The 16,429-nt window shown below is 60.8% G+C and carries 14 protein-coding genes and 1 tRNA gene; 4 read left to right on the forward strand and 11 right to left on the reverse strand.

All coding sequences use genetic code 11. The annotated features are described in order from the left end of the window. Positions 1-401: 401 nt before the first annotated feature. From ACP148_RS14015 to ACP148_RS14025, 3 genes are read right to left on the reverse strand one after another with little or no spacing between them, the layout of a single operon-like run. The gene (locus tag ACP148_RS14015; protein WP_425033549.1) at positions 402-1,469 is read right to left on the reverse strand and encodes an ABC transporter substrate-binding protein; all 1,068 of its coding nucleotides are present in this window, start codon (positions 1,467-1,469) and stop codon (positions 402-404) included. After that, positions 1,469-2,863 (reverse strand): sensor histidine kinase, encoded by a 1,395-nt coding sequence (locus ACP148_RS14020; protein WP_421953056.1) that lies wholly within the window; start codon positions 2,861-2,863, stop codon positions 1,469-1,471. The genes ACP148_RS14015 and ACP148_RS14020 overlap by 1 nt, the downstream gene beginning before the upstream one ends. Continuing rightward, complete coding sequence (locus ACP148_RS14025) at positions 2,860-3,540, reverse strand: response regulator transcription factor (protein ID WP_421953057.1); 681 nt, start codon at positions 3,538-3,540, stop codon at positions 2,860-2,862. The genes ACP148_RS14020 and ACP148_RS14025 overlap by 4 nt, the downstream gene beginning before the upstream one ends. Before the next feature lie 332 nt (positions 3,541-3,872). Here ACP148_RS14025 and ACP148_RS14030 point away from each other — a divergent pair, with 332 nt between their 5' ends. Genes ACP148_RS14030 through ACP148_RS14040 form a run of 3 tightly spaced genes read left to right on the forward strand, consistent with a single transcriptional unit; the run spans position 3,873 to position 6,844 of the window. Then, positions 3,873-4,766 (forward strand): Bug family tripartite tricarboxylate transporter substrate binding protein, encoded by an 894-nt coding sequence (locus ACP148_RS14030; RefSeq protein WP_421953150.1) that lies wholly within the window; start codon positions 3,873-3,875, stop codon positions 4,764-4,766. Continuing rightward, on the forward strand, positions 4,763-5,296 hold the full coding sequence (locus ACP148_RS14035; protein ID WP_421953058.1) for a tripartite tricarboxylate transporter TctB family protein: 534 nt from the start codon (positions 4,763-4,765) through the stop codon (positions 5,294-5,296). Before ACP148_RS14030 ends, ACP148_RS14035 begins: the two co-directional genes overlap by 4 nt. 18 nt (positions 5,297-5,314) lie before the next feature. Next, positions 5,315-6,844, forward strand: a complete 1,530-nt coding sequence (locus ACP148_RS14040) for a tripartite tricarboxylate transporter permease (RefSeq protein ID WP_421953059.1) — start codon at positions 5,315-5,317, stop codon at positions 6,842-6,844. Positions 6,845-7,018: 174 nt separating this feature from the next. Here ACP148_RS14040 and ACP148_RS14045 read toward each other — a convergent pair whose 3' ends face one another. The 6 genes from ACP148_RS14045 to ACP148_RS14070 are packed head-to-tail and all read right to left on the reverse strand — an operon-like array spanning position 7,019 to position 13,618. Further along, on the reverse strand, positions 7,019-7,390 hold the full coding sequence (locus ACP148_RS14045) for a hypothetical protein (protein WP_421953060.1): 372 nt from the start codon (positions 7,388-7,390) through the stop codon (positions 7,019-7,021). 4 nt (positions 7,391-7,394) lie between these two features. After that, on the reverse strand, positions 7,395-9,929 hold the full coding sequence (gene ctaD, locus ACP148_RS14050; RefSeq protein ID WP_421953061.1) for a cytochrome c oxidase subunit I: 2,535 nt from the start codon (positions 9,927-9,929) through the stop codon (positions 7,395-7,397). Between the two features lie 3 nt (positions 9,930-9,932). After that, entirely contained in the window at positions 9,933-11,000 is a 1,068-nt protein-coding gene (locus tag ACP148_RS14055; RefSeq protein WP_421953062.1) for a sodium:calcium antiporter, read from the reverse strand. Continuing rightward, the gene (coxB, locus tag ACP148_RS14060) at positions 10,997-11,953 is read right to left on the reverse strand and encodes a cytochrome c oxidase subunit II (protein WP_421953151.1); all 957 of its coding nucleotides are present in this window, start codon (positions 11,951-11,953) and stop codon (positions 10,997-10,999) included. The genes ACP148_RS14055 and coxB overlap by 4 nt, the downstream gene beginning before the upstream one ends. 26 nt (positions 11,954-11,979) lie before the next feature. Continuing rightward, a complete protein-coding gene (locus ACP148_RS14065) occupies positions 11,980-13,104 on the reverse strand; it encodes a c-type cytochrome (RefSeq protein WP_421953063.1) in 1,125 nt (374 codons plus the stop codon). Beyond that, positions 13,097-13,618, reverse strand: coding sequence for a cytochrome c oxidase assembly protein (locus ACP148_RS14070; protein WP_421953064.1), 522 nt, complete (start codon positions 13,616-13,618; stop codon positions 13,097-13,099). The genes ACP148_RS14065 and ACP148_RS14070 overlap by 8 nt, the downstream gene beginning before the upstream one ends. Positions 13,619-14,057: 439 nt before the next feature. On the opposite strand from ACP148_RS14070, the gene ACP148_RS14075 reads away from it, so the two are divergent. Further along, positions 14,058-14,582 carry a hypothetical protein gene (locus ACP148_RS14075; RefSeq protein ID WP_421953065.1) on the forward strand — a complete coding sequence of 175 codons (525 nt, stop codon included), beginning with the start codon at positions 14,058-14,060 and terminating at the stop codon, positions 14,580-14,582. 204 nt (positions 14,583-14,786) lie between these two features. Here ACP148_RS14075 and ACP148_RS14080 read toward each other — a convergent pair. Continuing rightward, positions 14,787-14,863: transfer RNA gene (locus ACP148_RS14080), tRNA-Arg, on the reverse strand. A gap of 119 nt (positions 14,864-14,982) precedes the next feature. Further along, positions 14,983-16,416 carry an ATP-binding protein gene (locus ACP148_RS14085; RefSeq protein WP_421953066.1) on the reverse strand — a complete coding sequence of 478 codons (1,434 nt, stop codon included), beginning with the start codon at positions 16,414-16,416 and terminating at the stop codon, positions 14,983-14,985. Positions 16,417-16,429 lie beyond the last annotated feature (13 nt).

Here is a 16,429-nt window from a genome sequence, read left to right on the forward strand (position 1 = left end):
AGCGGCGTTTATCAGCCCTGTCGGGTCGATATCGTTGCTTGCAGGCTGGATTTCATAGCGTTTCGTGGCGTTCTGGTGTGCGCATGTACGACCGGGAGCGATCGCCATTCGACACGGCGCACGCCACCCCGTTGGCCGCCGCTGTTTTGAAGAGGCCGTATGGCTGACCGAGCCATGCCGGGTCATGGCGCATTCTCCCGGTTCGTTGCCATCGTGCGGCTATCGGCGAATCGTAAGCGCAACCTCCACGGCGGGAATGCAGGCGCTAAGCTGCCGTCAATTCCCACGGACCAGTAGCAAAATGACTTCAAAAACGGATCAACCACGTCATTCTCCGCCAATGTTCCACAGAAGGCAATTCGACTTGGAGCGTGGAGCGTTTGCCAGAGCGGGCGATAAGCTCATTGAGGCGATACCGCATCCTGCCAGTCATCGAGGAACTGTCGGCGCTTAGCCTGGTCGAGTGTGACAAGGAGCGACGGCCCAAGCACGATGGGCCGATAAAAGGTTGCGCCTTGAGCCGCGTCTGCTGCCAGAACACCCTCGGGCGGAGGGCTATCGAAGCGGAAAAAGAACGCCGATCGTGCCGATACCGTCTGCCCGCGTTCCGAAAGCAAATAGTCGAGAAATCGCTCGCCCGCCGCGCGGTTCTCGGCATGTGGCGGGATCAGAACCGCGCGTGAGAGCACGATTGTATAGTCATGGGGCAGGACGATTCCGATGGGTGCGCCAGCGGCCAGCCGTGCATAGGCGTAAGAACCGAGCAAATTGTAGCCGATCAGGACTTCCCCGGTTTCAATGGCGTCGAGAATCGCGCCGGTCGTCGAGGCCAAAACGGCATCGGCGCGCCCGAATCCTTCGAGCAGGCGCCCGAACACCGATGACTGCTCGGCATCGAAAAAGGCATAGAGATAGCCGATGCCCGACTGGGTAATGTCATAGGTGCCAACCCTGCCATTATAGACATCGGGTTGCTGTCGCAGCAGTTCGACAAGCCCATTGCGGGTCAGCGGCACGTTCTCTTGCGGCACGAGGTCACGATTGAAGACGATGACCGCAGGCTCGAAGGTGAACCCGAACGCCTCGTTGCGCCAATTGGCCCAATCGGGAACCTGTTGAGTCAACGCCGATTCATGGCGCTGCGCGCAGCCGTCATTTGTCAGTTTGGCCACATGATCCACCGATGATGTGATCATCAAATCGGCAAACACCTCGCCACTGCGACAGGCCCGGAGTGCTGCAGCAAAGACATCGTTGGTCAAGGAATCGGCAAAGTGTACCGAGACCGTGGGTTCGAGCACCTGGAAGTCGCGGATCAGGGGCTCCATGGCGCTCAGATCGGCCGACGCCTCGATCGTCAGCACCTCGCTTTCGCCATTCGGCGCGGGAAAGGTATAGACCTCGCGCGGCAGGGCGGGTCCTACAAGTCCGGCAAGCCCGAACGCAATGGCAAAGAGGATACGCTTCATCATTTCTCCGATGTTGGCAGGGTCAGGCTTATACCGAAATCACCGCCCGGCGTCTCGATAGCGTCAAGGCGCGCGCCATGAGTGCGGGCGACGTCGCCGACGATGGCCAGCCCGAGGCCCGAGCCCGTGCCATCCATCTCGCCACGCACATATCGGGCCCGCAAACGCTCCCAGTCCGCCGGTGCGATACCCGGACCATCATCGATGACCGAAAGCGTTGCGCTGCCCTGATCGCGGGCCAGGCGAACCTCGAGCCGCGAGGGCGCTCCATAGGCCAGGGCATTTTCCACGAGATTACGCAGTGCCTCCCGGAGCGCTATGGCATCACCCAGGACGAGGACGGGAGTATCGGGCACATCCAATCGGACGGTGAGGTCGCGTTCGATGGTTTCCAGCGTTGCATCGGAAATCGCCGTGCGCGCAATCTGGGCAAGATCGACGCTTTCGGCAAGGACGGCCTCGGCGCGATGGATGATAGTTGCATGGCTCAGGAGCTGGTTGGCAAGACGCCCCACTTCGCCCACGCGGCGGCGCAGACGTGCCGTTGCCGCAGAACGGGCCTGGTCGTCATGCGCCCTATCGAGCAATTCGACTTGCGCGGAAATTCCGGTCAGGGGCGTTCTCAACTGGTGTGCCGCCGTTTCGATGTAGCGCTGCATGGACCCAAGCCGTTCCGACAGACGAGCCATGAACCTGTTGATGGTTCCCACAAGCGCATCGACCTCCAAAGGCGTTTCGACCTCGAGCGGCCGAAGGTCGTTGGGGTCGCGCCGGGCCAGTTCGTCCTGCAGGAGCCGCAAGGGCCGCAGGCCGAGCCGCACGGCACCCATCAGCGCGGCGAGCGCAAGAATGCTCATACCGGCAACGGCGAGAAAGCCGCTCAGTGCAAGTTCGAGCGAGAGGGCGTTGCGCGCCTCGCGCGTCTGGGCAACCGTAATGCGGACCCAGCCTGTCGCACCCTGTTCGGCAAGATAGCGCCAGACCGATGCCGTGCGGATGGCATGACCGAGAAATTCGCCGTCGCCGACGACCGCCGCATCGGAAGGTGCCCCGGCTGTGTCGGGCAAGGGCAGGTCGGGATAGCCGGTTATGACGGCGCCATCGGGCGCGGCCACCTGGTAGTAAACCCGGTCGGACCGGGAAATCGAAAGGGTTTCGAGAGCGGAGGTCGGCACATCGACGGTGACGGCCCCGGCATCGGCGGAAACGGTTTCACTGATCTGGCGCGCCGCACCGACGAGCAATCGGTCATAGGCATTGTCGGCGGCAACGCGGGCATAGGACCATGCGGCAAACGTCAGCGCCGCTGCGCCCGCCAGCAACACGAGCGAAATGATGCCGGTCAGCCGCCAGAACAGCGAAAAGTGGCGTTTGGCCCCTGCAACCTCTATCATCGGCCCGATGCCTTTGGTGGCAGGATCTGGTAGCCCATGCCGCGCAATGTGCGGATTTGGGTTTCCGCATCGGCGAGTTTCTTGCGCAGTCTGCCGATATAGAGTTCGATGGCGTTGGGCCCTGCCTCGCTTTCAAATCCGTAGAGCTGGTCGAGCAGTTCGGATTTGGAAAAAACCCGTTCGGGATGGCCCATCAGCACTTCGAGAAGGGCGATTTCACGCCGGGTCAACTCGACCGGGTCCCCCGAGAGGGTTACTGCGCGCGATTTGGGATCGAGCGTTATGTCGCCCACCGCAAGCGTGGCCAGGGCACTGCCCTTGCTCCGGCGCAACAGGGCGCGGGCACGAGCCTCAAGCTCGCGAAAGTCGAAGGGTTTGACGAGATAATCATCGGCGCCGGTGTCCAGAGCGTCGACCCTGTCATCGACAAGTGCGCGCGCCGTCAGGACGAGCACCGGCGTTTCGATCCGCCGCGCGCGCAAACTGGCCAGGATGTCGAATCCGGAGCCGTCTGGCAGGTTCACGTCTAGCACGACAAGCGCATAGTCCTGGACCGCGAGCGCGTCCATCGACCCGGCATGAGTGCGCCGCCAGTCGACGGCGTGGCCCATATGTTCAAAGGCCCCCACGACGGCTTCTCCGACATCCTCGGTGTCCTCCACCACGAGAATTCGCAAAACCCGCCCTCCCTGACAGGTTGATGACAGTTGACGCTCCTAAAGTGCGCAGCGGAGCTTGCCAAGTATTCGATCGCCAAGTGTGCTGTCGAACCCATAGCTTGGCAAGAGGGAGAACCGGGAGAAAGCCTTGCAACTCAAGGCTTGAGGCTCGTCCTAAAGGCATGCGCCAATGGACCGGCCGGAGGTGTTTTTCCTCTGTTGGCTTCTCACAGTCCGGCCCGCTGGCCGGCAACAACAGGAACATTGAGGAGGAAGCTGTGAACTATCTTAATTCTCTTAAACTGGCGGGCGCCGTGCTTGCGGGCACTGCCCTGATCTCGGCCCCGGCAATGGCCATCGACAGCCTGTCGATTATGGCCCCAGCGGGCCCCGGTGGCGGCTGGGACCAGACGGCCCGTACAATTCAGTCGACATTGCAGTCCGAGGGGCTCGTCTCCAACATCCAGGTCAGCAATGTTGCTGGCGCCGGCGGCACGATCGGGCTTCAGCAGTTCATCAATCAGTCTTCGGGCGACCCTGCGGCAACCATCGTTGGCGGCTATGTGATGGTGGGCGCCGTCATCGCCAACGCCTCGCCCGTGGGGCTCGACGACATCACGCCGCTGGCCCGCCTGACGGGCGAGTATGTGGTTGTTGTGGTTCCGGCCAACAGCGAGATCGAAACCGCCCAGGACCTTGCGGCAATGCTTGAGGCCGATCCCGGTGGCGTAACCTGGGCCGGCGGTTCGGCGGGCGGCGTCGACCACATCGCAGTCGGACGGTTTGCCCAGGAAGCAGGCGTTGATCCCGCTGCGATCAACTACATCCCCTATTCGGGCGGCGGTGAAGCGCTGGCGGCCATCCTAGGCGGACAGGTGACGGCAGGGGTTTCGGGCTATTCGGAATTTTCCGCCCAGATCGAAGCTGGTGAACTGCGCGTGATCGGGATTACCGCTCCGGAAGCCCAGGAATACACCGATGCTCCGACATTTGTCGAACAGGGCTACAATCTCGATATCCAGAACTGGCGCATGATTGCCGGGGCACCCGACATCACCGACGAGGAAAAGGCCGAGCTGATTTCAGTCATTCAGGAAATGGCAGGGTCGGACGCCTGGAACGATGAGTTGCGCAATCGCGGCTGGGTTAACACCTATATGGATGGCGCAGCCTTCGAAGAGTATCTCGCCAACGAAATCGAGTCGACGACGGCAATCCTCCAGGATCTGGGAATTTCCCAGTGAGCCAGATCGATGACCGCAATGGAGGGGCCGGCGAACGCCGGCCTCTGATCAATTACAGCGCGCGGGACCTTGGTGGCCTAGCGATTGCCGTTGGCCTGTTTCTGTTTGCCGCGTTGATAGCCTGGGACGGCTCGACCTATCCCGAACGCCGCTCCTACGCCCAGTTCGGCCCTGAAATCTTTCCCTATCTGATTGCGGCCGGGCTTGCCTTCTTTGGCGTCGCAACAGTCGTTATGGCGCTCAGAAACAGTTTTCCAGAGCGCGAGAAAATGAACATTCCAGCCGTTGCCTGGGTGACCGGCGCCGTGGTGGCCGAAACTGTGCTGCTCTATGCGGGCGCCGGATTCATCATCGGTTCGGGCGCCCTGTTCGGGCTGGCAGCGCGCGGCATGGGCCGCAAGCCGCTCTGGCTCACCATTCTTGTCGGGCTTGGCGTTTCGGCACTGCTTTACGTGCTCTTCAAGCACGGGTTGAGCCTGTCGCTGCCCGCGGGCCCGATCGAACGCGTCATAGACGGCGCGCTGCGCTAATCGAGAAGGTCAGATTTCATGGATACCTTCGCACTTCTGCTCGACGGTTTGATGGTTGCAGCCCAGCCGATGAACCTGGCCTTTGCCCTGATCGGGGTTCTGCTTGGCACCGCCGTCGGGGTCATGCCCGGCATCGGCCCGGCCCTTACTGTCGCTCTTCTGCTCCCCATTTCTCTTTCCTTTGGCGCCACCGGCTCGCTGATCATGTTTGCGGGTATCTACTATGGCGGCATGTATGGCGGGGCGATCTCCTCGATCCTGCTCAATACGCCAGGTGAGACGGCGTCGATCATGACGGCTGTCGAGGGCAACAAGATGGCCCGCAACGGCCGTGGCGGCAAGGCGCTGGGCGCCGCCGCCATCGGCTCTTTCGTTGGAGGAACGATCGGCACTCTTGGGCTGGCCCTTGTGTCACCCTTCATGGTGCGGGTCGCGCTCTCGTTTGGCCCTGCCGAGTATTTCGCGCTGATGGTTCTTTCGTTCGTAACGGTTTCGGCAGCATTCGGCGGGTCCGTGGCCCGTGGGCTGACGGCGCTTTTCGTTGGGCTTGCCATCGGACTCGTCGGTATCGACAAATTGACGGGCCAGCCTCGCCTCGCTTTCGGCATTCCCGAACTGCGCGACAATATCTCGATCGCCATTGTGGCCGTCGGTCTGTTCGCGATCGGGGAAACCCTCTATATCGCGTCGCGCAAAACTGATGTTGAAGACAAGGTGGAAGCGATCCGCGGCTCGATCTGGCTTTCACTCAAGGATTTCAAGCGGATCATCCCGTCCTATTTCCGCGGCGCGGGACTGGGTTTCATGTTTGGGCCGCTTCCAACGGGCGGCGCCGAGATTCCGACCTTCCTGTCCTATTCGGCCGAACGCAAAGGGGCCAAAGGCATCGCCAAGGAGGAGTTCGAATCCGAAAAAGGCGCCATTGAAGGGGTTGCGGGACCAGAAGCCGCCAATAACGCTTCGGCGGCAGGTACTCTCATACCTCTGCTGACCCTAGGGCTGCCGACATCAGCGACGGCGGCAATGATGCTTGCGGGCTTCCAGCAATACGGGCTGCAGCCCGGCCCGCTGCTGTTCACCAACGACCCCGGACTGGTCTGGGGCCTCGTGGCGTCGCTGTTTATTGCCAATCTGATGCTTGTGGTCCTCAACCTGCCGTTCGTAGGCGTCTGGGTGCGGCTTTTGATGATCCCGCGCCCCTGGCTCTATGCCGGCATCCTGACTTTTGCCACTCTGGGTACCATCGGTGCGCAAGGAAATGTGTTTGCCCTTGTGCTGCTGCTGTTCTTTGGTCTGCTTGGCTTTGTCATGCGCCGGTTCGGCTATCCCCTGGCCCCTGTACTGGTTGGCGCCATCCTGGGTCCGCTCGCGGAAGAGCAACTGCGGCGTGGCCTGATGATCAATCGGGGTGACTGGATGTTCTTGCTGACGTCTCCGATCGCGCTCACTATCTACGCCATCGCCGCGATAGCGGTTTTTGGACCAATCGTCTGGCGACTCGTGGCGACAGACAAGTCCAAGACAGTTTTTGCCATGGACGGCGACTGATGAGAGAAATCCGATGCGAGGACAGCGGGTCACCTCGGAAATGCCCGTCTTGCGGCAGCCCCGGGCCTGCGCAACCGGCGACGCGGAGGGCACCGTGGAAAGCTTCAAGAAGCGCAAAAAATCCGAATAATATCGCCAACAGTTAGCAGTCACGCCGGCGTGTCGGGCTCCACCCTATCGGAGCCCCGCACAGGCGGGCAGCATGATCGCCCCGATCGCGGCATAGGCAATGGCCAGCAGCGACAGTGCTGACAGGGCCCGCATCACAAAAGCCAAAAAACCCCACTGTTCACCGGCGGGAGAGACGCCGGTGAACACCGCATATGTATGTTTCGTCCAGACCAATCCGGCAATGCAGGCAAGCCCTGTCACGGCGCTGACGATCAGCACCCAGCCCCGAATAAGGCTTAGCTCGACCCCCCCAAATGCACAGAAGGCTGACTGTCCCCCATACATGGCGGTAAGTTGAAGGGCCCAGCAGATTGGGCCGGAGATTAGAAACACCAAGGTGGCGACCATGCGCCGGGATGAAGACACGTCACTCATGGCTCTATCCAATCAGGCGCGGGAAACCGTGGATCAGCAATAGCCCCACGAGCCCCTGGCCCACAGTGTAATAGTAAAGAAGCGCAGCGTTATCGAAGGTTACCCGTCGGACGCTGTCGAGCTGGCCGGTTACATGTCGCGCTGCCGCGAACAGGCACATGATGATGGCGGCTGCGCCAGCCTGGCCCGTCAGGATCGGTGCCATATAAACCATCGCGCCATAGGACGATGCTGTTGGGTCCAGTCCGCTGAGCAAATGCCCCCATATCTCGAGCCCCACCCCGGCTGCCATAGCGAGGGCCGCCAGCACCATCGCTGCAATAACCGAAACGCTGCGCCGCCCTTCGGGTGGGATGACCCGACCGGCCCAAAAAACAATAGCTGCCCCACCGACAAGCAGGAGAGCACTGCCCAGTGGGAAGAAGAGGGATGGCGGTGCCGGTGAACCTGTCGGCGCCCAGACGTCTGGTGAAACCGTCCAAAGGTAGAGGTACGAAAAGATATAGGACACGTAGAGCGAGGCCGAGACCAGCATCAGAACGACCATGGCCCACCAACTGTGGGACAACGGGCCGGTAACATAGGTCGGCACCCTGATGCCGCCGCCGATATCAACCTCGCCGATACCGGGTCTATCAAGTTGCCAGGTCCAGACAATGCACGCGGCGATGGCGAGCACACCGCAGGCCAGAGCGACTTCGACCTGCTTTATTGTCAGGAGAAGGAAAAACGCTGCGGTCATCGCCGCCGCCGCCACCTGCGACCAGCCGGCTCCGGGCATCTGCAACACATATTGCGGCTTGGCATCAACAGCCGAGGTGACCAAGGTTTCGCGCCCCCCGGTCGGGGCATTGGGGAGGTAATGAAGTCCCTCATCGACCTCCTTGGCCAGGTTGGGATTATCCCATACCGGCTCGCGGCTGGTGACGTGGGGGATCGAGCGCATGGCGTAAACGTCGTTGGGCAGGAATTCGAGCGTACCGGCCCCCCAGGGGTTTTCCGGCCCGCCTTCGCCAATACGGAAATTGCGGATGAGGTCGATGATGAACACCAGAACCCCCGCCGCGATCACAAAGGCGCCAACCGTCGAGATCATATTGAGCACATCCCAGCCCAGATTGGATGGATAGGTCCATACCCGCCGCGGCATTCCGGCAAGTCCGGTGATGTGCATGGGAAAAAAGGTGACGTTAAAGCCGATGAACATCAGCCAGAACGCCCATGTGCCAAGGCGCTCTGACAGCATGGTCCTGCTTACGATCGGCGCCCAGTAATAGAAGGTCGCAAACAGCGGGAACACCATGCCGCCCACGAGCACGTAGTGAAAATGGGCGACGACGAAATAGCTGTCATGGGCCTGGAGATCGAAGGGAACGACAGCGACCATGACACCGGTCAAACCACCCAGGGTGAAAATGAACAGAAAGCCCAGGATGAACAAAGAGGGCACATTGAGCCGGAAGCGCTTGCGGCCGGCCGCGATGGTGGCAATCCAGGAAAACACCTGAATGCCTGATGGAATGGCGACCGCCATGCTGGCAGCGGAAAAGAAAGCAAGGCTCAGCCCTGGAATGCCGGTCGTAAACATGTGGTGAACCCACAGACCGAACGAAAAGAACCCCGTTGCAATCAGGGCCACAACGATGAGCCGATAACCCACCAATGGCGTTTGGGCCATCGTGGGAATCATCATGGAGACCAGCCCGGCGGCGGGCAAAAAGATAATGTAGACCTCCGGGTGCCCGAAGAACCAGAACAGATGCTGCCAGAGCAGGGAATCGCCACCCAGTTCGGCCGAAAAGAACGGCCAGCCGAAGGCACGTTCGATCTCAAGCAGCATTGTAGCGAGGATAACCGCGGGAAAAGCAAAAACGATCATCGCCGCAAAGATCAGCATGGCCCAGCAAAAGATCGGCATTTTCGCCAGCGTCATTCCAGGCGGTCGTGTCCGCAGCACGCCGACGATGATTTCTATTGCTCCGGCAATCGCTGAAATCTCGATGAAACCGATGCCCAAGAGCCAGAAATCTTCGCTGCTGCCAGGCGAGAATTCGGGCAGCGTATTTGGCGGATACATGAACCATCCGCCCCTCGGCGCCAGGTCGTAAAAAATTGTCGAAAAGAACACCAACCCGCCAATGACATAGGCCCAGATCGCAAAGGCCGACAATCGAGGAAACGGCAGGTCGCGGGCCGCCAGCATTTGCGGTAACAAAAGGACCCCCAGCGCTTCGACGGCCGGCACGGCGAACAGGAACATCATCGTCGTGCCATGGACGGTAAAGAGCTGGTTGTAGAGGTCCTGGTTGACCAACGTATTGTCACCGACGGCCAGTTGGGTGCGCATGACCAACGCCAGGATGCCCGCCAGTATAAAGAACAGGAAGGCCACCCCGATATAGAGCGTGCCGATCACCGTATTGTTGACTGCGGTCGGCAGCCGCCAGCCCTTCGGCGTCGCCCAGATCCGCTTGAGGTCTTCAAGCTCGCCTTCGGGGCGAGGCCCCTTGTTGGGCAGTTGTTCCAGTCTATCGCTCATCGCTCACCGCAGGAAAAACATGACGGCAAGGCCCGCCGTGTAACAAAGAAAGACAGCAGCGGAGTCCAGCCCCATGCGCAGAACCGTCTTGTCCTCACGTTCGGCCATCCCGATGACGAACAAAGCAGTCACTGCGATGCCCAGCAGCGCGCCAAAGGTGGTGAATGTGTCCGCTTGTGAGAGGACCGGCTCTCCCTGCGCGACAAGATCAACCACAAAGACCAGCCCGACATTGATCAGATTGGTGCCCAGGATGTCAGATACCGCAAGGGTATAAAGGCCCTCCCTGGCTGCGGTAACAGTTGTCGAAAACTCGGGCAGCGAGGTCGCAAAAGCCAGAAGGATGAACCCCATAGCGCTACCGCCCAGACCACTCTGGCTGGCCAGCGCATCCCCTGTCCGCGCAAGAAGATAGCCGGCAACAAGAATGGCCAGGGCCAGGCCTGCCGTCCGCCAGATCAGCCCGCGCAAAGAATGTTGACCGTGCCGTTTGCTGGCCTTTTTTTCCGCGGCGGCCTGCTGATCGAGCAGCCTTTCATCGACATGTCCGGCATGAGCCGCGACCCAGGATTTTCGCCCTTGAGAGTTGGCCAGGATATAGACGGCGAAAGCGTAGGCTGCGCCACAGATCCAGGCCCAGGCGCCAATACCGAGAATGGGGAAATCGCCGACCACCATGCCGGCCGCAACAATCGAGATAAGCAACACGTTCAACCCGCCCTGCAGAATGACCATGGGGTCGGGAATCGAAGAGGTCAGCGCCCTGCGCCCGATGACCAGATCGACGATGGCCAGGATAACCACCTGGGCCGCAATCGAGCCGAACAGATTGTTGATGGCCATCGCCGAGGCGCCTGTTGCGGCCGAAGTGACTGTGGCGCCGATTTCGGGCAGCGAGGTAACACCGGCCAGCAGCAGCAAGCCGATGGCAGCCTGGCCGATGCCGGTCTTGTCGCTTATGGCGTTGGCGTAATGGGTGATCCGTGCGCCCGCCAGCCAGACAATGATGGCGGCGACCGCAAAGACCGCAAGATTGATCCAGATGGAAAACCCTGAAAAATCGATCATCATTGAAGGCCCTCGAGATAGACTGCAAGGGCTTCGATCTGGCGTTCGGACAGAATTTCGTAGTCTGGCATCTTGTTGTCCGGTTTGATGTGCTGGTTGTCGTCGATCCACCGCGCAAAGGCTTGGGCTGTGTTGGGAAGCGTTGCCGCGGCAAGCGAATGCCGGCTTCCCACATGGGTGAGATCGGGCCCGATGGTTCCGCGCGCTCTGGTGCCGCGCACGGCGTGGCAAGCCCCGCATCCGGACTGGGCGAAAAGGGTTTGCCCCTCGCTGGCCATATCGGTCTGGGGCTCAGCCGCCACGTTCGCCTCTGCCTCGAGCCACGCGCCGAACTCTTCGGGCGCTTGCGCCACAAGATGGAACGCCATCAGGGCATGGGCCCCGCCGCAATATTCGGCGCATTGTCCCCGGCTGATCCCCTCCTCTGTCGCCGTTACGGTCAACGTGTTGGTGCGCCCGGGGATCATGTCCAGCTTTCCGGCCAGTTGAGGTGCCCAGAAGGAGTGGATCACATTGGTGCTGGTGAGAGCGATTTCGACCGGTTTGCCGACCGGTAGGTGTAGTTCATTGGCCGAGCTTACCCGGCGCCCGTCTGCAGTGACATAGGTGACCCGCCACCACCACAGTTCGCCCGCGATTTCGACCCGCAGGTCTCCGGGAGTGGTTTGCTGAGGTTCGCCGGCCCGCATAAGCGCAAAGCCGTAGATTAAGAGCGCGGTCAATACGACCACAGGGAAGGCCAGACCCATGACGACAACGAAACGCTCGCTAGAAAGCGAAGCCCGCAGCCTGCCGCCATAAATAGCCAAAGCGGCGGCGGCGATCACCAGGACCATGATCAGGGTGCCGCCGATTGTCATGATCCAGAATAGGGTCGCAATGCGCCCCGCTTCCGCGCCTGTGGGGTGCAAGGCAGATTGCATGGATGAGCATCCGGCCAGAAGGATCACGGCCATACAGGCAAAGAGCGAGGCCGTCCGGTTCACGGGTCGCCTCCCGATGCCGGCTGTTCGAGGCTGGCGAAATAGGCACTGACATCCTCGATCTGGCTCTGGCTCATGTTTCGACCGACAACCGCCATGATCTGCCCATAGGGCGTTCTATCTCTTGCACCATTGCGCCAGAGTTCGAGCTGTCCTTGCAGATAGGTTTGCGATTGGCCCGCCAGGTTGGGGAACTGCGGATTGCCGTTGCCGTGGCAACTTGTGCAGGCCGGCACATCGTCTTGCGGCATGCCATTCAGGGCAATTGCGGCGCCGCGTGCCACCTGTTCGGGATCAAACTGGGCGCCGGTCGTAGGCGCTCGATATTGGGAGTAAAGCGTAGCAAACAGGGATATTGCATCGTCAGTGAGTCCAAAGGCGGCAGGTTCCATATAGCCGCTCTCACGCAACCCGGCGCGATACTCGCGCAGGGCGCGTTCGAGATAATCGGGCGGTTGCCCAGAAAGGGATGGCACGCGGTCACTGACCGGGCCCGTCTGAGCGTCGCCATGGCAGCGACTGCATTCGTCCAGCACTTGAAAGCCATAGGAATCGATTGGCTCGCCATCTCCGCTCGTATCCTCGATAATGGTCCCAGGACGGTTCTCCTGGTGCACGGATTTGAGATAGGCGACCATTGGCCAGATTTCGTCCTGGCGACCCATCCCCGGCCAGGATGGCATTCCGGTATACTTGATGCCGTTGTCGATCAGCCAGAACAGGGCGCTTGGATCATACCTGTCAAAGGCAAAAGCGAGGTCTGGAGGATCGGGCAGCATGGCGCGCGAAACGGGGTTGCGCTCCTCGCCGGGGATTCCATGACAACTTGCGCACCCGCCACGATAGTGCTGACGGCCCAGTGCGATCATCCCAGGATCTTCAAGGTCTGGCACGACAATGGCGTCGGCCCGCGCATGGATCGACTGATCGCGCACAGTCTCAAGGATCTCGGTGGTGAAATCCCAGTGTTCGCTTTTTGCGCTGATATTGTAGTAGCCGGTCCACACAAACACCGCAGCGCCGACCACGAAAACGCCAGCCAGGAAGAGCGCAGCCATTCCCAACCGCTGCCACCGGGTCAGCCGGCGCACCATTACGACGTCGTCGTCCCCCCGATCAGGCATTCATGCGCCCCTGCGCTTCAAGCGTCAGAAACCAGCGCGCGGCGATCCAGATACCGGCCGCAACATAGGTGAGTGGACACGCGACAACCATGATCAGCCCGGCCAGCTGTTGATCTGCCAGCGGCGAGAGCATCGCGGCACCATCGCCATGGAGGGGCATGGCTCCATAAAGAGCGCGCGGCGCGAAGACCAGGAGCACCCCCAAAAGGCAAAACAGCTTGCCGGTGATCAGCAGAGCAAAGATCGAACGCCAGCGCCCCGCCGCGGGCATATCGATGATCGCAGCCCAGAACCCCGCCGCCGCCAGCGCGAGTGAGATGTGCATGGCGGCCATCAAAGCGGACGACCCTATGGCGGCATCAAGCACGGGCGGGCTGTGCCAGCCCCAGAGCAGGATCAATTGGATCGTTGTCGCGTATGGCCAGTATCGCCAGATTCCTCTAGTCCACGGTCTGGGCATAGCAAACAGCACCGCCGGCACCAAAAGGTTCATGACGATGATGTGCGTCAACATGTGGTGAGCCAAAGGTGTCAGCGTCCCCTCCTCTCCTCTATGCCCTTTGTCCGAGGCAGGCTATGTCGCCAACGATGCTGTTCCTATTCTCGTTCCAAGCTGACGTTCAGGTTTCGACCAAGGACGCCGACGACATAGCGCGTGTCGAGTTGCTAGTTGGTTGCGCGCGGCCGGTAGCGAGGGTGGCGACCTCCCTCTCTGTCGGTCTGGATAGCGACGGCGCGCTCACGATCGGAGTGCACGCTGACAGTGCAGCAGCAGGTCATCATCAGTCACCCTAAGCCATATTCCCCGCTGGTTCAGCGACAAATTCAAGCCATATCGCTCCAAACAGCGCTATCAGTGAGCCAATTCTGTCGGATTTGCCGAGGTGTTTGCATCATCGAAGGTGACGTGCAAGAATCACGCTATCGGTTAATGTCAGCAAAAGAGCATATCAGTGAGAGCGGTATATGCGCGTCTGGCGCTGGCCTACTACGTTGTTGCAACTCTTTTCCTCATTGCGTTGGCGATGGTTCTTCTGGGCTCGGCCTTTTGGGGGGGCTATTTGGGCTTAGTGTCGGGGGACCCCGCACCAGCCGTCCTCGACAGCATTGGGCTCGTGATCATAGGTTTCGCTGTCGTCGAAACAGCAAAGTTTATTGCCGAGGAGGAGATTCTGCGGCAGCGCGAACTGCGTTCTTCCGTGGAATCACGACGCTCCATAACGAAATTTGTCACCATCGTCGTAATTGCCGCCAGCCTTGAGGCCCTGGTGATGGTCTTTCAGACTAGCCGCGAGGGAATCGAGCTTGCTGTTTACCCTGCGACCTTGTTTGCGGCGACCATGTTGGCACTGGTGGCTTTGGGGGCTTATCAATGGCTCTCAAGCCGGATCGGCAGGCGGGACGAGGAGAGCTGGGAAACGAAAGACCGGCCCCGAAAACAGCACGAAAACCCGGCGGCAAGAGATCTGGAAAATTGACTTGCGTCTAAACTTCTGCTCCGACTTAGGCGACGACGCCCAAATCCCCGTGTTTCATTTTCACTCCGATCCGGTCCTCCGCGAAATCCGTTAGCAACGGCAGCTCTTGGGCGACCCCGAAAGTCCTCGGAAAGACCGAACGGAGGGCGCAAACCAGCCTCTATTGTCGATAGTTCGTGGTTCTATTCCGAACGGTGGTTATTTTGGCGCGCCCGAAAGGATTCGAACCTCTGACCCCCAGATTCGTAGTCTGGTGCTCTATCCAGCTGAGCTACGGGCGCGCAGTGCCGGTGCGGTGAACGCGGTTTCGGGGGCGGTGCCCCGATCGGCAGGCGAACGCTTATACTGGCTCGGCGGCCATTGCAAGGGGCCAGCGTGGGAAGTTTTCGCGGAAATTTCATCAGGCGCCGCCTTCGGCACCCGATGGCAGATCGATGGCGAAAGCGGTTCCCTGTGCGTCAGCGAGCAGTTCCACACGCCCGCCATTGGCTTCAACCAATTCGCGCACGATGGCCAGACCCAGTCCCGTGCCGCCGGCCCTGGCCGACCCTTCAAAGGCGACAAACAGGTTTTCGCGCGCGCGCGGCGGAAGGCCAGGTCCGTTATCGGCGACGACCAGCCTTATGCCTTCCCCGGTCCGCTGATGAGAAAAGCGAACATGGGGTGCGGCGATCTCGGGGGTGGCCTCGAGTGCTTCGCGGGCGTTCTTGAACAGATTTGTCAGAACGCGGGCAAGATGGTCGGGATCGACAAGGATCACCGAATCATCGGGAACCTGATTTTCGAACACAATCGATGGATGTCCCGTCAACCCGCCCGAAAGGGCGGCTTCAAACCCGAGCGCCCGCAGATCGACAGGCTCGGCGCGCGGCGGCGCCGATTGCTGGCGTCCGTAATCGAGCACCGTCTGGGCAAAGGCGATGGCCTTGTCGAGCGTGGTCACCAGCCGCGGGGCAAGACGCTGCACCTGGGGGTCGTCGAGATTGGCCACCTGGTCGGAGAGCAACTGGGCCGAGGTCAGCATGTTGCGCAAATCGTGATTGATCTTGGAAACCGCCATGCCCAGATCGGCCAGATGCCGGCGCTGGCGCAGCATGGCGAACAGTTCGGCCTGGGTGTCGGCGAGCGCGCGCTCGAGAATGCCGATCTCGTCCTTGCGGGTCCCATCGGGCGCAACGACCAGCGTGCCGTTTTCAGGGCTTTCGCGGAAGGCCAGCATCTGGTTGGTGAGGCGCTTGATCGGCCCGATCAACAGATTTTCGGCGAGGACGTAGATAACGAAGGCCGTGACCCCGGCGATGACGATGGAAACGAGCACGATGTTGCCGGCATAGGTCAAAAGGTCCGCCCGAAGCGGGCTTTCCGGCATCAAAATCTCAACCACCGCGTCTCCCGCCCCGGGCGGCACGCCGACAATGCGCAGGGTGCGCTGGCCACCCATGACCAGTGTATCGAGCGCCTCGACGATCAGGCGCATGGGGTTGGTGTCGCGCAGATCGGCCAGATGGGGCTGCTCGGGCATGGAAACAGCTTCCAGCCCGATCAGATCGGTCTGTCCCTCGCGACGATAGACAATGGCGATGGCGCCGGCGGCCTGCAAAAGCGGGTCGGTGATTTCGGTGGGCAGGTCCATCACGTCAGGGGCGGTGTCGAATACCCTGACCGCCACGCCCCCCACACGTAGCCGGTCTTCGAGCCAGCCCACGCGGTAATTGGCAAGCGAGGGCAGGAAGACGGCGACTTCGACAAGGAGAATGACCAGCGCGATCGCAGCTATGAGCTTTACGGAGAGGCCGGCGAAAGGACCGGGCACCTTGGCGATGTCGCGTGTCATGGTGTCAGACTAC

Origin of the sequence: Pelagibacterium sp. (genome assembly GCF_965249125.1) — a bacterium.
GTDB lineage: Bacteria > Pseudomonadota > Alphaproteobacteria > Rhizobiales > Devosiaceae > Pelagibacterium.